Here is a 16,157-nt window from a genome sequence, read left to right on the forward strand (position 1 = left end):
CTTCCCCCCCCCCCCCCCCCCCCCCCCCCCCCCCCCCCCCCCCCCCCCCCCCCCCCCCCCCCCCGACCGCCGGATCGCCCCGCCTCGGGGGAGCGCCGCCGCCCCCGCGGCATTCCCTTTTGCCGCGCCCGCGCTAAGCTGGGAGGGCGGCACGGAACGGGGGGCGCGATGCAGAAGATTCAGGCCCAGGGGGTGCACCACATCACCCTGACCGGCGCCGGGCGCCAGGTCACCATCGACTTCTGGGAGGGGCTTCTCGGCATGCCCTTCGTCTTCGAACAGCCCAATCTCGACAATCCCGGCGAGGGGCATCTCTATTTCGATCCCGGCGACGGCCGGCTGATCACCGTCTTCACCGACGAATCCCGCGCCCCGGTGCATGACCGCACCCCCACCGATCCCGGCTGCGTGCACCACTTGGCCTTCAACCTGAGCCGGGCGAGCTGGCTGCAGGCGGCGGAGCGGCTCGACGCGCGCGGCATCCCGCATTCCGGCCCCAAGGACCGGGGCTTCATGGATTCGATCTACTTCAAGGACCCGCTGGGCCTGCTGATCGAGCTCGCCTGCTACAAGTTCGAGCCGCCGGAGGGCTGCCGCCCCGCCGAGGTGATGATCGCCGCGCACCGCGTCCGGGTGGCGCGGGGCGACCACCACATCGCCGAGGTGCATCTCGCCGAGGCCATCGAGGGCCTGGTGGCCGAGCGCCAGGACAGCCTGTCCGCGGACCGCGGCCCGCGCGATCCCTACGGAAGCGGCCGCTAGCCGCCCCCTCCGCGTTCCGGCCCCGCGGCATGGCTGCGGTCTTTTCCCCTCCCGGCTTTGCTGGCATGGACGGCCGGGCCGCTCCCGGCTCCGGAGACGCCGCGATGCCCATCACCTGGACCAGCCCCGACGGCAGCCCCGTCCCGCCCTACGCGTTCGGCACCATGCAATTCGGCGGCACCGCCGACGCGGCCGCCACGCGCGCGCTCTTCGACGCCGCGCGGGAGGCCGGCATCCGGCATTTCGACACCGCCTGGGACTATACCGACGGCCGCTCGGAGACCTGGCTCGGCCGGCTGGCGGGGCCAGAGCGCGCGGCGCTCTTCCTGGCCACCAAGATCGGCAACCGTCCCGGCACCGATGCCCGCGGCCTGCGCGCCGAGTTCGAGACCTGCCGCGCCCGGCTCGGCGTCGCGCAGGTCGACCTGCTCTACCTGCACCGCTGGGACCCGCAGGTGCCGCTGGCCGACCGCATCGCGGTCCTGGCGGAGATCCAGGCCGCCGGCGGCGCGCGGCACTTCGGCGTGTCGAACTTCGCCGCCTGGCAGGTGATGAAGGCGCAGGGCCTCGCCGCCGCCCACGGCACCCGGCTCGACGCGGTGCAGCCGATGCTGAACCTCGTCAAGCGCCAGGCCGAGGCGGAGATCCTGCCGATGTGCGCCGCCGAGGGCATCGTGCCGGTGACCTATTCGCCGCTCGGCGGCGGCTTGCTGTCGGGCAAGTACGGCGCCGGCGGCCGCGGCAGGCTGACCGAGGATCCGCGCTACTCGGCACGCTACCGCGAGGCCGCCGCGCATGTCGCCTCCGAGGCGCTGGCCGAGATCGCCGCCGAGGCCGGCTGCCACCCGGCGGCGCTCGCCGTGGCCTGGCTGATGCACCATCCCGCCCGCCCGGTGCCGATCCTGTCGGCCCGTTCGGCGGCCCAGCTCGCCCCCGCCCTGGCCGGGCTGACCCTGACGCTCGAGGCCGGGATGCAGCGGCGGCTCTCCGGGCTCTACCCGCCGCCGCCGCCCGCCACCGACCGGCTGGAGGAGGTCTGACCGGGCCGCGGGCCGCACCCCGTCGGCACGTTGCGGTCGCTGCGTGACCCCGTGGCGGGCGGCCTCAGGCCCGGCCGCCCTCGGCCGACAGCGCCATGGCGGAAACCCCGAGCGAGGCCAGCGCCGCCTCCCATTTGCGGGCATCGGCGGTGCCGAAGACCAGGTCCGGCGTGGCGTCGCAGGCCAGCCAGCCGTTCTGGGCGAATTCCTGCTCCAGCTGCCCCGGCCCCCAGCCGGCATAACCGAGGCACATCAGGCGGTCGGACGGCCCGCTGCCGCGGCCGATCTCCTCGAGGATGTCGAGCGTCGCGGTCATGTGGAAGCGCTCGTCGACCTCCAGCGTGGTCACCACCGAGGTGTAATCCGCCGAATGCAGCACGAAGCCGCGGCCGGTCTCCACCGGGCCGCCGAAATGCACCGGCGCACCGGTCAGGTCGGGCGCCGTCTCGATCGACAATTGCTCCATCAGCATGGCCATGTCGATGTCCGGCGCCGGCTTGTTGACGATCAGCCCCATCGCGCCTTCGTCGGAATGCGCGCAGACGAAGACCACGGCCTGGTCGAAGCGCGGATCGCCCATGCCGGGCATGGCGATCAGCAGCTTGGCGGTCAGGTCGGTCCGGGCGGGGTCTGGCGTCATCGGCATCTCCGTCGGGTCTGAGGCAAACATGGCCCGTCGCCCGGGCCGGGGCAAGCCGTGTCGGCGCCGCCACGCCACTCCGGCGCGCCGCCGCGGCTCGCCCGAACGTGACTTTCCAAGCCGTCCGGCGCACCGCATGTCATGGCACATGATACGCCGAATCCTCCTGACCGCCCTCACCGCGCTGGCGCTGCCGCTGGCCGCCCCGGCGCAGACCGCGTCCGACCCGGTCGCGGGCACCGTGCGGCCGGGCTGGCGGGAGGCCGACGGCACCCATGTCGCGGCGCTGCAGCTGACCCTGGCGCCGGGCTGGAAGACCTATTGGCGCGCCCCGGGCGAGGCCGGCATCCCGCCGAGCTTCGACTGGCGCGGCTCGCGCAACCTGCGCGCCGTCTCGGTGGTCTGGCCGGTGCCGGAGGTGTTCGAGCTCTCGGGCCTGCGCTCGGTCGGCTACAGCGACCAGGTGGTGCTGCCGCTGCGCATCGCGCCCGCCTCCGGCGGCCCGGTCGAGCTTGTCGGCCGCATCGATATCGGCGTCTGCAAGGATGTCTGCCTGCCGCGCAGCCTCGAGGTCCGCGCCACCCTGCCCGCCAGCCCCGGCCCGCGCGATCCGAGCATCGCCGCAGCCCTGGCGACGCGGCCGCTCTCGGCCGCCGAGGCCGGGGTCGGCGCGGTGCGTTGCCGCATCGCCCCGGCCGCCGACGGCATCGATCTGACCGCCGAGATCGAGATGCCGGCGCTGGGCCGCGACGAGGCCGCGGTGATCGAGACCGCCGATCCGGAAATCTGGGTCGACGAGCCCGAGCTGCGCCGCGACGGCCCCCGTCTGACTGCCCGCGCCCGGCTGTCCCATGTCGCGGGCCAGAGCTTCGCCCTCGACCGCTCCGGCGTGCGGATCACCGTGCTCGCCGGCGGACAGGCCGCCGACATCCAGGGCTGCAGCGGCTGAGGCCCCGGCATCCGCCGGCAGCGCTCCCGCGCACCTGACCGTGGGGCAGCGGTCAGGGGCCGGCGGGCCAGAGCTTCGCCCTCGACCGCTCCGGCGTGCGCATCACCGTGCTCGCCGGCGGCCAGGCCGCCGACATCCAGGGCTGCAGCGGCTGAGGCCCCGGCATCCGCCGGCAGCGCTCCCGCGCACCCGACCCCGGGGCCGCGTCCACCGGCAGCGGTCACGGGCGAGGCGCGCCGCTTCGGATGGCCGCCGCCGGGCGCGGCCCTGCCGCGGCACCCCGCCCCTGACAGCAGAGACACCCCCGGGGGTCTGCGCCGTCAGCGCGCCCGGCGGCGGCCGGCCCAGAGGGTGAGCGCCGCGAGGCCATAGGCCAGCACGGCCAGCGCCACGCTGCCGGCCAGAAACAGCGCCAGCGCCGCGGCCTGCCCGGTGCCGGGCGCCAGCCCGGCGATCGGCGCCGGCAGCTGCCCCGCCACCGCCACCCAGCCCAGCGTCGCGCCGAGCCAGGCCAGCACCATCGCCGCGGCAGCGAGGAAGACCATGCGCAGACCGGGCCGGCGGTGGCGCAGGGCGCGGCGGAAGGCCAGGCCGGCGCGGGCCAGATCCTCGCCCACCGCGATCAGCGCCGGCACCACCAGCAGCACCAGCACCATGCCGAAGCCCAGACCGTAGACCAGGGTGATCACCGTGGGCTTCAGGAACTCTGCCTGGCTCGAGCCCTCGTAGAGCAGCGGCGCCAGCCCCAGCACCGTTGTGGCGGTGGTCAGCAGCACCGGTCGCAGCCGGTCGGCGGCGCCGTCGATGATCGCCGGGACGATGCCGCGCTCGCGGCCGTATTCGTCGATCGTGGTCACCAGCACGATGGAATCGTTGATAACGATGCCGGTCATGCCGAGCAGGCCCACCACGGTGAACATCGACATCGGCACGTCCCAATGGGCGTGCCCCCAGATCGTCCCGACCAGACCGAAGGGGATGATCGCCATCACCACCAGCGGCCGTGTCCAGCTCGAGAACACCCAGGTCAGCACCATGTAGATGCCGATCAGCACCAGGATCAGACCGGTCATGGCGTCGCTGAGAAAGGCGTCCTCCTCCTCGGCGAGGCCGGAGACGGCGTAGCTGACCTGCCGCTCGGCGGCGATCCCGGGCAGGATCTCCTGCTCCAGCGCCTGGTAGATCTCGGCCGCCCGCGCCGCGTCGTCCTGGGCGATGTCGCCGGTCACCGAGACCACGCGCACGCCGTTCTCGCGCCGCACGGTGGAGAAGCCGGTCCGCCGCTCGACCCGCACGATGTCGGCCAGCGCCACATGCGCGCCGGCCGGGGTGCGCAGCTGCATGCGTTCGAGGAAATCGGCGGTGAGCTCGCCCTCGGGCACCTCGACGCGGATCTCGGCCGAGCGCGGGCCCAGCGGATAGGTCGCGGCCTCGATGCCGCCGAGCCGTGCCCGCAGGACCGCGCCGAGGCTGTCGATGTCGAAGCCCAGCGCCTGGCCCTGCGCGGTAAGGTCGAGGATCAGCTCCTCCTTGTCATAGGCCAGGTCGTCCTCGAGCGCCGAGACCTCGGGGAAGCGCCCCATCGCCGCCTTCAGGTCCTCGGCCGCGGCCTTCAGCACCTCCGCCGAGGCGCCGGAGAACTGCACGTCGAGCGCGTCGCCCCCGGGCCCCGAGCGCCAGCCGCGGAAGCTCACCGTCTCGGCCAGCGGGTGGGCGTTCACCGCCTCCTGCAGGTCGGCCACGAAGGCGAAGCTGGAATAGGGCCTGAGGTCGGCCTCGATCAGCTCGACCGAGATCGACCCCAGCTGGTCGGCATCCTTGCTTTCGGTGCCGGGCAGGCTGCGCCCGGCATTGCCGCCGATCTCGGCCAGCACGTAGGCCACCGGGCTGAGGCCGTGCTCGGCCTCGTACTCCGCCGCCACCGCGTCCACCGCGCGCTGCATCTCGCGCATCATGGCGAGGCTGTCCTCGCGCCCGGCGCCCGGCGCCATGGCGAAGTTGCCGGTCACCGAGCTCTGCTCGGGGGCGTTGAAGAAGCGCCATTGCACGTCGCCGCGGATGAACAGCGCGACCTGCGAGGCGAGGATCGCCACCACCCCGGCCAGCACCACGTAGCGCGCCGCCACCACGCCGGCCATCAGCGGGCGGAAGGCGCGTTCGCGGACCTGCCGGAAGCCGCGATTGACCACCCGCGACGGCCAGTCGTACCAATGCGCCTGGCTGGAATGGCGCAGCGCATGGGCCATGTGGTTGGGCAGGATCAGGAAGCATTCGACGAGACTCGCCAGCAGCACCGCGATCACCGTGAACGGGATGTCGGCGATCATGTCGCCGAAGCCGCCGCCGATCGCCGTCAGCCCGAAGAAGGCGATCACCGTGGTCAGGGTGGCGCAGAAGACCGGCAGCGCCATGCGCCGCGCGGCGCGGGTCGCGGCGATCTCGGGCGGCAGGCCGCGCCGCGCCAGGTGGTCGGCATGCTCGCCCACCACGATGGCGTCGTCGACGACGATGCCCAGCGTGATGATCAGCGCGAAGAGCGAGATCATGTTGAAGGTGATCCCGGCGGCGTACATCAGCGCCACCGCCGCCAGCATCGCGGTCGGAATGCCCGCCGCCACCCAGAAGGCCACCCGGGCATTGAGGAACAGGAACAGCAGCCCGACCACCAGCACGAGCCCGGTGAGCCCGTTCTTCACCAGGATGTCGAGCCGGCCGCTGATCGCCTCGGCGCGGGTGCGGATCAGGTCGATGCTGGTGCCCGCGGGCAGCTCCGCCTCCATCTCGGCGGCGATCTCCTCGACCCGGCGCTGCATGGCGATGGCATCGCCCGAGGCGGTGCGGTCGACGCGCACCGAGATGGCGGGATTGGCGCCGACGAAATAGCCGCGGTCGCGGTCGACGCCCTCGACGCGCACCTCGGCCACGTCGCCCACGGTGAGAGAGCTGCCGTCGGCGCCCGAGCGCAGCACGATGCCGGCGATCTGGTCGGCGGCGCGCTTCTCGACCCCGGTGCGGATGCGGGCATTGGCGCCGGTCACCTCGCCGGCGGGGTCGGCATCGACCTCGGCGGCGACGGCGTCGGCGATTTCGCGCAGGTCCAGCCCGTGCGCCAGGAGGCTGGTCGAGGACACCTCGACCGTGGTCAGCGGCGCGGCGAGCCCGCGGATCGTGGTATTGGTGATCCCGGCCTCGAAGAGCCGCTGCACCAGGTCGTCGGCAAAGCCCGCCAGCTGGGTGATCTCGACCGGGCCGGTGATCACCACGTCGGTGATCCGGTCGTACCAGTTCGAGCGGTCGGTTTCCGGATCCTCGGCATCCTCGGGCAGCGTGCTGACGCCGTCCACCGCCTCCTGCACGTCGGCGGCGGCGCGGCTCATGTCCCAGCCGGGTTCGAATTCCAGGTCGATGCTGGCCACGCCCTCGCGTGAGCGGGCGCGCGACTGCGTCACCCCCGGCACCGCAAGCAGCGCCGGCTCCAGCACCTGCACGATGCCGGTATCGACATCCTCGGCGCCGGCGCCGGGCCAGCGCACGCTGACATCGATCTCGTCCACCACGACGTCGGGGAAGAACTGCGCGCGCATGTTGGGCAGGGCCAGCGCGCCGGCCGCCAGCATCAGCACCAGCAGCAGGTTGGCGAGCGTGCGGTGGCGGGTGAAGTAGCCGAACAGGCCCTCGGTCCCGGGGGCCGCGGCGGCGCGGTCGGGGCGCGCCATCTCAGCCCCCGATCCGGGCTTCGAGGCGCTGCACCATCGCCGCCGGCACCTCGGGCTCGGCTAGCTGCGCGAGGATGCGCTCCTTGGCGGCCTCGGGGAGGCGGGCGCTGGCCTCGACCAGGGCGACCAGGCGGGCCCGGCGGTCGTCGCTGAGCGCCACCATTTCCTCGCTCTCCGCCGCCTCCGCGGTCGCCGCGCCGCCCGACCCGACGGCGCGCACCCGGATGCCGGCGCCCAGCAGCGGCGTGCGCTGCGCCACCACCTCGCGGCCCAGAAGCTCGGCCCGGGCCGCCACCAGCACCTCGTCGCCCTGGCGGCGCAGCAGGTCCACCGGCACCGCGTCGAGGCGGTCGTCGGCGCCGAGCGCCAGCACGCTGCCCGAGGCGTCGAGCGCGGTGGCGGGCAGGCGCACGACGTCGTCCAGCGGCGCCTCGGTCACCCGCACGGTGACGAAATCGCCGGGCCGGAAGCCCGGCGCCGGGCCGAGCCCGGCATAGACGAGCCGCCCGGTCTCGCCCTCGGCCACCGCCCCCGCCGCCCGGTCGATGCGGCCCTCGGCGGTGCGCGGCGCGCCGAACACGTCGAGCGTGGCGGTGACGTCGGCGGGGACGAGATCCCCCGCGTCGAGCAGCCGCGCATAGCCCTGGGTGGAGACCCGGAAGGCCACTTCGAGCGCCGCGGGGTCGATCAGCCGCGCCACCTGCTCGCTGGCCGAAACGCGCCGGCCCTCGACCAGCGAGACCTCGGCCAGGACGCCGTCGAACCCGGCGCGGATCACCGTATCCTCGAGCGCCCGCTCGGCCTCGGCGAGCGCGATCTCGGCGCGGCGGCGCGCCGTGGCGGCCGAGGAGATCCGCGCCTCGGCCTCGGCCACCGCCTGGCGGCGCTGGATCACCGCGGCGCGCGCGGCGGAGAGCTGCAGTTCCGCCTGCTCCACCGCCGAGGCGCTGCCGACGCCGCGATTGTCGAGGTCGCGCTGCCGCTGCAGCGCCCGCTCGTAGAGCGCCACCTGGTCTTCCGAGGCGGCGAGGTTGTCGCGGGCCAGATCCCGCGCGCGCTCGGCATCGGCCGCCTCGGCCGCGGCATCCTCGAGATCGGCCTCGGCACGGTCGCGCGCCGCCTCGGCCTCGGCCGGGTCGATGCGCAGCAGGACCTGCCCCTCCGCGACCCGGCCGCCCTCCACGAAGGCCGGGGCCAGTTCCACGACCCGCCCCGAGGCGCCGGCGCGCAATTCCAGCTCGCGGCGCGAGCGCACCTCGCCATAGGCGGTGAGCACCGGGCGGACGGTGACGGCCTCGGCCTGCACCACGTTGACGAAGAAAACGCGTTCCTCGGCCTGCGGCACCCGCGGTTCGCGCGAGAGCCGCGCCTCGACCGCGTCGCGCACCAGCAGGCCGGCATACAGCAGCAGGCCAAGCGCGGCCGCGGTCAGAACCAGCCCGGTCAGTGAACGTCTCAGAAAGCGCATCGATACATCGTCCCCGTCTGCCGGACCGCCCTGCCTCAGGGCAATTGCAGTCCCCGGCGCAAGATCATAGCCCGTTTCACGGGGGATTTACGCCGGCGGAGATCATTTCCGTCGCTGATGTTCGGCCAATCGGGGAAAAATTTCCACGAAATTGCAGGGTCGGTGGCGATAATCGAGCTGCCGGGCCAGGATCTCGTCCCAGGCATCGCGGCAGGCGCCGGGGCTTCCGGGCAGCGCGAAGAGGTAGGTGCCCTGCGCCACCCCGCCGGTGGCCCGCGACTGCACCGCGGAGGTGCCGATCTTGCCGTAGGACACCATGGTGAAGACCGTGCCGAAGGCGTCGATCTCCTTTTCGTAGACGTCGCGATGCGCCTCCACGGTCACGTCGCGCCCGGTGAGGCCGGTGCCGCCGGTGGAGATCACCACGTCGATCTCGGGATCGGCGCACCAGTCGCGCAGCTGCGCGGCTATGGCGGCGCGCTCGTCGGGCAGGAGGGCGCGCGCGGCCAGGATGTGGCCGGCTTCCTCGAGCCGGGCCACCAGCGTGTCGCCGGAGCGGTCCTCGGCCAGGCTCCGCGTGTCGCTCACCGTCAGCACCGCGATGCGGACCGGAATGAAGGGGCGTGTGTCGTCGATGCGGCTCATGTCAGTCCTCGGATCTGGCCTCAAGGCGGGCCTTCAAGGCCAGGAGATCGTTCCAGGTTTCCCGCTTGGCGCCGGGATTGCGCAGGAGGTAGGCGGGGTGCAGCATGGGCAGGACCGGGCGGCCCCAGGCCTCGCCCCAGCTGCCGCGGAGCCGGGTGATGCCGCGCCGCCCCAGCACCGCGCCGGCCGAGATGTTGCCCATCAGCACGACGATCTCCGGCGCCGCCAACGCCACGTGGCGCTCCAGGAAGGGCAGCATCATGGCAATCTCGTCGGCCTCCGGGTCGCGGTTGCGCGGCGGCCGCCAGGGCAGCACGTTGGTGATGTAGAGCGCGCCCGCGCCCTCCTCTTCGCGGCCCAGCCCGATCGCCGCGAACATGCGGTCGAGAAGCTGCCCGGCGCGGCCCACGAAGGGCCGGCCCTGCAGGTCCTCCTCGCGGCCCGGGGCCTCGCCGATCACCATCACCCGGGCCTCCGGGCGGCCGTCGGCGAAGACCGTGTTGCGGGCGCCGCGGCGCAGTTCGCAATGCTCGAAGGCGGCCATCGCGGCGCTCAGCGCCTCCAGCGTGCCGGCCGCCGCCGCGGCCTGCCGCGCCTCGGCCACCGGGTCGCGCTCCGCCGGCCGCGGCAGGGCGCTCGCCGCGGCCGCCTGGGTGGCGGTCTCGGCGAGCGCCTCGGTGGCGGCCGCGTAGCGGTCGATCGGCGCCTCGGCGATGGTCTCGGTCACCCCGAGTTCCACCTGCCATGCGAGCATCGCCCGCGCCGTGTGCCAGTCCAGTGCCGATTCCATGCCGCGGACCTTAGCGCCGCGCCGCGTGCCCCGAAAGCCGCCTTCCCGGGCGCTGCCGCAGCGCCGCCGCGGATGCAGGGACGGGCCGCACTTGCCGCCCCTTCCCCCCGCCGCTACAAGCGCCCGCACCGCCCTCCAGGGAGCCTGCCCCATGCGTTTCGACCAGCGCCACCTCCTCGGCATCGAAGCCCTCCGGCCCGACGAGATCACCACGCTGCTCGACCTCGCGGAGCGCTATGTCGAGCTCAACCGCCGGCGCGAGAAGACCTCCCGCGTGCTGGCCGGGCTGACCCAGATCAACATGTTCTTCGAGGCCTCGACCCGCACCCAGGCCTCGTTCGAGCTGGCCGGCCAGCGGCTCGGCGCCGACGTCATGTCGATGGCGATGCAGGCCTCGTCGATCAAGAAGGGCGAGACGCTGATCGACACGGCGATGACGCTGAACGCCATGCGCCCCGACCTGCTGGTGGTGCGCCACCCCAATTCCGGCGCCGTCGACCTGCTGGCCCAGAAGGTCAATTGCGCGGTGCTGAACGCCGGCGACGGCCGCCACGAGCACCCGACCCAGGCGCTGCTCGACGCGCTCACCATCCGCCGCGCCAAGGGCCGCCTGCACCGGCTGACCATCGCCATCTGCGGCGACATCGCGCACAGCCGCGTGGCGCGCTCCAACCTGTTGCTGCTGCATAAGATGGAGAACCGCATCCGCCTCGTCGGGCCGCCCACCCTGCTGCCCGCCGGCATCGACGCCTTCGGGGTCGAGGTCACCCACGACATGCGCGAGGGCCTGCAGGACGCCGACGTGGTGATGATGCTGCGGCTGCAGAAGGAGCGCATGGATGGCGGCTTCATCCCGTCCGAGCGCGAATATTATTTCCGCTACGGGCTCGACGCCGAGAAACTGGCCTTCGCCCGCCCCGACGCCATCGTCATGCATCCCGGCCCGATGAATCGCGGCGTCGAGATCGACGGCACCCTGGCCGACGACATCAACCGCTCGGTGATCCAGGAGCAGGTGGAGATGGGCGTCGCGGTGCGGATGGCCGCCATGGACCTGCTGGCGCGCAACCTGCGCGCCCGACCGACGGAGCTCGCCCAATGACCAGCATGGAGATTCGGGGCGCCGAGCGCGGCCTCGTCCGCATCTTCCACCTCGACCTGCCGGCGGAGGCGGTCGAGCGCTTCACCGCCGAGGCCGGGACCGGCGAATGGCCGCTGCAATACGCGCTCGGCGCCGATCGGCTGAAACCGGCGCTGATCGACATCGTGCGGATCCGCGATCTCGGCGCGATGGCGCTGTCGTCCTACCTCGCCGAGGCGCACAACCTGTCGGGGCCGGAGTTCGAGCAGGCGCGGCCGCAGCTCGACGCGTTGACCGGGCACGTGGTGATCCTGCCCTCGGCGGCCTTCGACGCCACCGCCCAGACCCTGCAGGTGCAGGCGCCGCTGCGCTGGATCGGCACCTTCTCCGAGCCCGCGGCGACGCCCACGGGGCGAATCCCGAAGCCCGAGGCGGCGCGCGGCAGCACCGGGGGCGCCGGCAAGGCGGCGCCGGCGCGCGGCGGATCGGGCTTGCTGAAGATCGTGCTGGCGGCGGTGGCGCTGGTGATCCTCGCGGTGCTCGTCTTCGCCGTCGGAGGCGCCCGGTGAGCGCGCCGCGGCTGATCCACGATGCCCGGCTGATCGACCCCGAGGCGGGCACGGTGCGGCCCGGCGCGGTGCTGATGGCCGGCGGCCGGATCGCCGAGATCATCGACCACCCGGCGCCGGAGATCGATGCCGGGCGGGTGCCGGCGGAGAACCGCATCGATGCCGGCGGCCGCTTCCTCGCCCCCGGCATCGTCGATCTCGGCGTCAAGGTCTGCGAACCCGGCGAGCGCCACAAGGAAAGCTTCGGCACGGCGGGCCAGGCGGCGGCGGCGGGCGGCGTCACCACCATCGTCACCCGGCCCGACACCGACCCGGCGATCGACACCCCCGAGACGCTGGAATTCATCCGCCGCCGCGCCAAGGAGGCGGCGCCGGTCAACGTGCTGCCGATGGCGGCGCTGACCAAGGGCCGGCAGGGCCGCGAGATGACCGAGATCGGCTTTCTCATGGATGCCGGCGCCGTGGCCTTCACCGATTGCGACCACGTCGTCACCGACAGCAAGGTGCTGCAGCGCGCGCTGAGCTATGCCGCGGGGCTTGGCGCGCTGGTGGTCGGCCATCCCCAGGAGCCCGGGCTGAGCCGCGGCGCGGTCGCCACCAGCGGCAAGTTCGCCACCCTGCGCGGCCTGCCCGGCGTGTCGCCGATGGCCGAGCGCATGGGGCTCGACCGCGACATCGGCTTCGTGGAGATGACCGGCGTGCGCTACCACGCCGACCAGGTCACCGCCGCCCGCGCCCTGCCGCCGCTGGAGCGCGCCAAGGCCAACGGCTTCGACGTCACCGCCGGCACCTCGATCCACCACCTGACGCTGAACGAGATGGACGTCGCGGATTACCGGACCTTCTTCAAGGTCAAGCCGCCGCTGCGCTCCGAGGAGGACCGGCAGGCGATCATCGAGGCGGTGCGCACCGGCCTGATCGACGTCATCTCCTCGATGCACACGCCGCAGGACGAGGAGAGCAAGCGCCTGCCCTTCGAGGAGGCGGCCTCGGGCGCGGTCGGGCTCGAGACCATGCTGCCGGTGCTGCTGCGGCTCTACCACGCCGAGGCGCTGGACCTGCCGACGCTGTTCCGGGCGCTGTCGCTGAACCCGGCGCGCCGGCTCGGGCTCGAGGCCGGGCGCATGGCGCCGGGGGCACCGGCCGACCTGGTGCTGTTCGACGCCGACAAGCCTTTCGTCCTCGACCGCTTCCGGTTGCGCTCCAAGTCCAAGAACACGCCGTTTGACGGGGCCCGCCTGCAGGGTAAGGTCCTCGCGACCTTCGTCGCCGGCCGCGACATCTACCGGAGCGCCTGATGGCCCTGATCGAGACCTCCTGGCCCTTCCTGCTGTTCTGGGGCGCCTTCGGCTACCTGATGGGGTCGATCCCGTTCGGGCTGATCGTCACCCGGGCGCTCGGCCTGGTCGATCCGCGCTCCATCGGGTCGGGCAATATCGGCGCCACCAACGTGCTGCGCACCGGCTCCAAGAAGGCGGGCGCGCTGACGCTGCTGCTCGACGCCGCCAAGGGCGCGGTGGCGGTGCTGCTGGCGCGGGCGCTGGCCGGCGAGGACGCGGCGCAGATCGCGGCACTGGCGGCCTTCATCGGCCATTGCTACCCGGTCTGGCTGCGCGGCCGCGGCGGCAAGGGCGTGGCGACCTTCCTGGGCGTGCTGCTGGCGCTGAGCTGGCCGGTCGGGCTCCTGACCTGCGCGACCTGGATCGCCGGGGTGGCGCTGACCCGCGTCTCCTCGGTGGGGGCGCTGGTGGCGGCGGCCTTCTCGACGATCTGGATGGTGCTGCTGGCGCGGCCCGAGACGCTCTACATCGGCATCCTGATGACGCTGCTGCTCTACTGGAAGCACCGCACCAACATCGCCCGCCTGCGCGCCGGCACCGAACCGCGGCTCGGCCGCAAGCCCTGAATCCGCGCGCAGCGTCGGCCGCCGCTCAGGTCGCAGCTCAGGCCGCCACGGCGGCGAGCTGTTCGGCGATCGCCGCGGCCACCGCCCCGGCATGGGTCAGCGGCACCATGTGCCCGGCCCCCGGCACCACCACCTCCCGCGCGGCGGGGAGCCGCGCCAACAGGGCGCGATGGATGGCCGCCACGACCGGCGGGCTGTCGGCGCCGCGGATCAGCAGCACCGGCAGGTCGAGCCGCTCCAGGCCGCCCGGCGCCAGCAGCCCCTTGGCGTCGGCATGGAGCACGTCGCGGGTCGCCGCGACCGTGGGCATGCCCGCCGCCAGCGCCTGCCGGCGCGCGGCGTCGAGCGCCTCCCAGGGCGCCCCGGGATCGCCCCAGAGCGCGGTGAAGTCGCGCGCCGCCCGCTCCAGATCGCCCGCCGCCGCCGCCTCCCAGACCGGGCGGAACGCGGCCTCTTGCGCGTCGAAGACCTCTGGCTCGGCGGCCCGCGCGGCGGCGAAGAGCACCGGCTCGACCAGCGTCAGGCTGGCCGGGCGCGGTCCCGCCCCCAGGGCCAGCCGCAGCGCCACCGTGCCGCCGAAGGAATGGCCGACGAGGTGATCGCCGGGGCGCAGCGCCGAGGCTGCCAGCGCGGTGACCTGGTCGTGCAGGTCGCCGCCGTCCCAGGGCGCGCTGCGGCCGTGGCCCGGCATGTCCGGGGCCGCCACCGCGAGACGGTCGCCCAGCCGCTCGGCCACGCCGCGCCAGAGCCCGCCATGGGCCAGCGCGCAATGCAGGAACAGCGCCGGGTCCGGCCCGTCGCCGTAGCGCCGCCAGTGGATGCCGGCGGGAACGGCTCCGGGCGCGGTCATCAGAGCTTGCCCGCCAGATGCAGGTCGAGATCGGCGAGCCGGTCCTGTCCCCAGAACCGCTCCTTGCCGGCGATGTAGAACGGCACCCCGAAGACGCCGTTGGCCACCGCCTCCTCGAGATTGGCGCTGTAGGTCTCGGCACCGCTCAGCAGGCCGCGATCGGCGAGTCCGGGATCGAAGCCCGCAGCCTCGAGGCAGGCGCGGATCGTGTCGTCCTGGGCGATGTCGCGCTCCTCGGCCCAGCAGGCCCGACCGATGCCGTGGCAGAGCGCGCCCAGATCGCCGCCGCCGGCGCTCTGCGCCGCGATGATGGCGTAGGAGGCCGGCGCCGGGTTGGTCGGCCAATGCGCCGGGCGCAGGTTGATCGGCAGCCCCGCCCGGGCGGCCTGGCGGCGCATCTCCTGGGTGCGGTATTCCTGCCGCGACGGGTGGCGTTCGGCCGGGGCGGTGCCGCCGGTGCGACCGAACAGCGCAATCACGTCCAGCGGCTTGTAGGAAATCGCGGCGCCGTGCCGGCCCGCGACCTCTTCCAGGCGGGTTCCGGCAAGATAGACGAAGGGCGACAGCACGCTCAGGTAATAATCTATATGCGGCATCCTGCATCCTCCTCACGGCACCGGGTTTGCCGATGGTTACGCGCATGCTAAGCGCACCGCAACCGACCGAGTCCCGCCATCGAGAGCCCATAGCGACCATGCCCAACGTCATCGAACCCAAGATCATCTCCGGCAACGCCAACCGCCCGCTGGCCAGCGCCATCGCCCGCCGCATGTCGCTCTATCGCGGCATGAGCGTGGGCCTGGTCGATGCCCGGGTGGAGCGCTTCAACGACCAGGAGATCTTCGTCGAGGTCTACGAGAACGTCCGCGGCGAGGACATGTTCGTGATCCAGCCGACCTCCAATCCGGCCAACGACAACCTGATGGAGCTGCTGATCATGGCCGACGCGCTGCGGCGCTCCTCGGCGGCGCGGATCACCGCGGTGATCCCGTATTTCGGCTATGCGCGGCAGGACCGCCGCACCAAGGCCCGCACCCCGATCTCGGCCAAACTGGTGGCCAACATGATGGTCACTGCCGGCATCGAGCGCATCCTGACGCTCGACCTGCACGCGGCGCAGATCCAGGGCTTCTTCGACATCCCGGTCGACAACCTTTATGCCAGCCCGGTCTTCGCCATCGACATCAAGAGCCAGTTCAAGGACGCGCTCGACGATGTCATGGTGGTGTCGCCCGATGTCGGCGGCGTGGCCCGCGCGCGCGAACTGGCCAAGCGCATCGGCGCGCCGCTCTCGATCGTCGACAAGCGCCGCGAGAAGGCCGGCGAGGTCGCCGAGATGACGGTGATCGGCGACGTCTCGGGCAAGAAATGCATCATCGTCGACGACATCTGCGACACCGCGGGCACGCTGTGCAAGGCGGCCGAGGTGCTGAAGGAGCATGGCGCCACCGAGGTCCATGCCTACATCACCCACGGCGTGCTCTCCGGCCCGGCGGTGGAGCGGATCACCAATTCGGTGATGAAATCGCTGGTCGTCACCGATTCCATCGAATGCAGCACCGCGGCGAAATCCGCGCCGAACATCCGGGTCGTGCCGACCGCGCCGATCTTCGCCCAGGCCATCCTGAACATCTGGAACGGCACCAGCGTGTCCTCGCTCTTCGACGACGAGACGCTGGGCCCGATCTACGAAGGCATCCTCTGACGCCTCCGGGGGCGCCGCGGCGCCCCCTGCCCGGCC

The 16,157-nt window shown here is 73.1% G+C and carries 15 protein-coding genes; 8 read left to right on the forward strand and 7 right to left on the reverse strand.

What is annotated here, in order from left to right; all coding sequences use genetic code 11:
- Window positions 1-168 precede the first annotated feature (168 nt).
- The gene (locus ACXYMW_RS04250; protein ID WP_459034051.1) at window positions 169-762 is read left to right on the forward strand and encodes a VOC family protein; all 594 of its coding nucleotides are present in this window, start codon (window positions 169-171) and stop codon (window positions 760-762) included.
- Between the two features lie 104 nt (window positions 763-866).
- Window positions 867-1,802 (forward strand): aldo/keto reductase, encoded by a 936-nt coding sequence (locus ACXYMW_RS04255; RefSeq protein WP_459034052.1) that lies wholly within the window; start codon window positions 867-869, stop codon window positions 1,800-1,802.
- 64 nt (window positions 1,803-1,866) lie between these two features.
- Here ACXYMW_RS04255 and ACXYMW_RS04260 read toward each other — a convergent pair whose 3' ends face one another.
- Window positions 1,867-2,442: a YqgE/AlgH family protein gene (locus tag ACXYMW_RS04260; RefSeq protein ID WP_459034053.1), complete on the reverse strand. Its 576-nt coding sequence runs from the start codon at window positions 2,440-2,442 to the stop codon at window positions 1,867-1,869.
- A gap of 148 nt (window positions 2,443-2,590) precedes the next feature.
- On the opposite strand from ACXYMW_RS04260, the gene ACXYMW_RS04265 reads away from it, so the two are divergent.
- Window positions 2,591-3,391, forward strand: a complete 801-nt coding sequence (locus tag ACXYMW_RS04265) for a protein-disulfide reductase DsbD domain-containing protein (protein ID WP_459034054.1) — start codon at window positions 2,591-2,593, stop codon at window positions 3,389-3,391.
- Window positions 3,392-3,711: 320 nt separating this feature from the next.
- Here ACXYMW_RS04265 and ACXYMW_RS04270 read toward each other — a convergent pair whose 3' ends face one another.
- The 4 genes from ACXYMW_RS04270 to ACXYMW_RS04285 form a co-directional block, all read right to left on the reverse strand.
- Entirely contained in the window at window positions 3,712-7,107 is a 3,396-nt protein-coding gene (locus tag ACXYMW_RS04270) for an efflux RND transporter permease subunit (protein ID WP_459034055.1), read from the reverse strand.
- A 1-nt stretch (window position 7,108) separates the two neighbouring features.
- Window positions 7,109-8,575: an efflux RND transporter periplasmic adaptor subunit gene (locus ACXYMW_RS04275; protein WP_459034056.1), complete on the reverse strand. Its 1,467-nt coding sequence runs from the start codon at window positions 8,573-8,575 to the stop codon at window positions 7,109-7,111.
- A 102-nt stretch (window positions 8,576-8,677) separates the two neighbouring features.
- Window positions 8,678-9,220 carry a molybdenum cofactor biosynthesis protein B gene (gene moaB / locus ACXYMW_RS04280; protein WP_459034057.1) on the reverse strand — a complete coding sequence of 181 codons (543 nt, stop codon included), beginning with the start codon at window positions 9,218-9,220 and terminating at the stop codon, window positions 8,678-8,680.
- 1 nt (window position 9,221) lies between these two features.
- Entirely contained in the window at window positions 9,222-10,010 is a 789-nt protein-coding gene (locus ACXYMW_RS04285; RefSeq protein WP_459034058.1) for a uracil-DNA glycosylase, read from the reverse strand.
- A 151-nt stretch (window positions 10,011-10,161) separates the two neighbouring features.
- On the opposite strand from ACXYMW_RS04285, the gene ACXYMW_RS04290 reads away from it, so the two are divergent.
- The 4 genes from ACXYMW_RS04290 to plsY are packed head-to-tail and all read left to right on the forward strand — an operon-like array spanning window position 10,162 to window position 13,566.
- Window positions 10,162-11,112, forward strand: a complete 951-nt coding sequence (locus tag ACXYMW_RS04290; RefSeq protein ID WP_459034059.1) for an aspartate carbamoyltransferase catalytic subunit — start codon at window positions 10,162-10,164, stop codon at window positions 11,110-11,112.
- A complete protein-coding gene (locus ACXYMW_RS04295; protein ID WP_459034060.1) occupies window positions 11,109-11,660 on the forward strand; it encodes an aspartate carbamoyltransferase catalytic subunit in 552 nt (183 codons plus the stop codon). Before ACXYMW_RS04290 ends, ACXYMW_RS04295 begins: the two co-directional genes overlap by 4 nt.
- Window positions 11,657-12,958, forward strand: a complete 1,302-nt coding sequence (gene pyrC / locus ACXYMW_RS04300; RefSeq protein WP_459034061.1) for a dihydroorotase — start codon at window positions 11,657-11,659, stop codon at window positions 12,956-12,958. Before ACXYMW_RS04295 ends, pyrC begins: the two co-directional genes overlap by 4 nt.
- Complete coding sequence (gene plsY / locus ACXYMW_RS04305; RefSeq protein ID WP_459034062.1) at window positions 12,958-13,566, forward strand: glycerol-3-phosphate 1-O-acyltransferase PlsY; 609 nt, start codon at window positions 12,958-12,960, stop codon at window positions 13,564-13,566. Before pyrC ends, plsY begins: the two co-directional genes overlap by 1 nt.
- Window positions 13,567-13,603: 37 nt before the next feature.
- Here plsY and ACXYMW_RS04310 read toward each other — a convergent pair whose 3' ends face one another.
- On the reverse strand, window positions 13,604-14,416 hold the full coding sequence (locus ACXYMW_RS04310) for an alpha/beta fold hydrolase (protein WP_459034063.1): 813 nt from the start codon (window positions 14,414-14,416) through the stop codon (window positions 13,604-13,606).
- Complete coding sequence (locus tag ACXYMW_RS04315; RefSeq protein ID WP_459034064.1) at window positions 14,416-15,012, reverse strand: DsbA family protein; 597 nt, start codon at window positions 15,010-15,012, stop codon at window positions 14,416-14,418. Before ACXYMW_RS04315 ends, ACXYMW_RS04310 begins: the two co-directional genes overlap by 1 nt.
- A gap of 98 nt (window positions 15,013-15,110) precedes the next feature.
- On the opposite strand from ACXYMW_RS04315, the gene ACXYMW_RS04320 reads away from it, so the two are divergent.
- Window positions 15,111-16,121 carry a ribose-phosphate pyrophosphokinase gene (locus ACXYMW_RS04320; RefSeq protein ID WP_459034065.1) on the forward strand — a complete coding sequence of 337 codons (1,011 nt, stop codon included), beginning with the start codon at window positions 15,111-15,113 and terminating at the stop codon, window positions 16,119-16,121.
- The last annotated feature ends 36 nt before the right edge of the window (window positions 16,122-16,157 follow it).

The organism is Roseivivax sp. CAU 1761, from assembly GCF_054482755.1.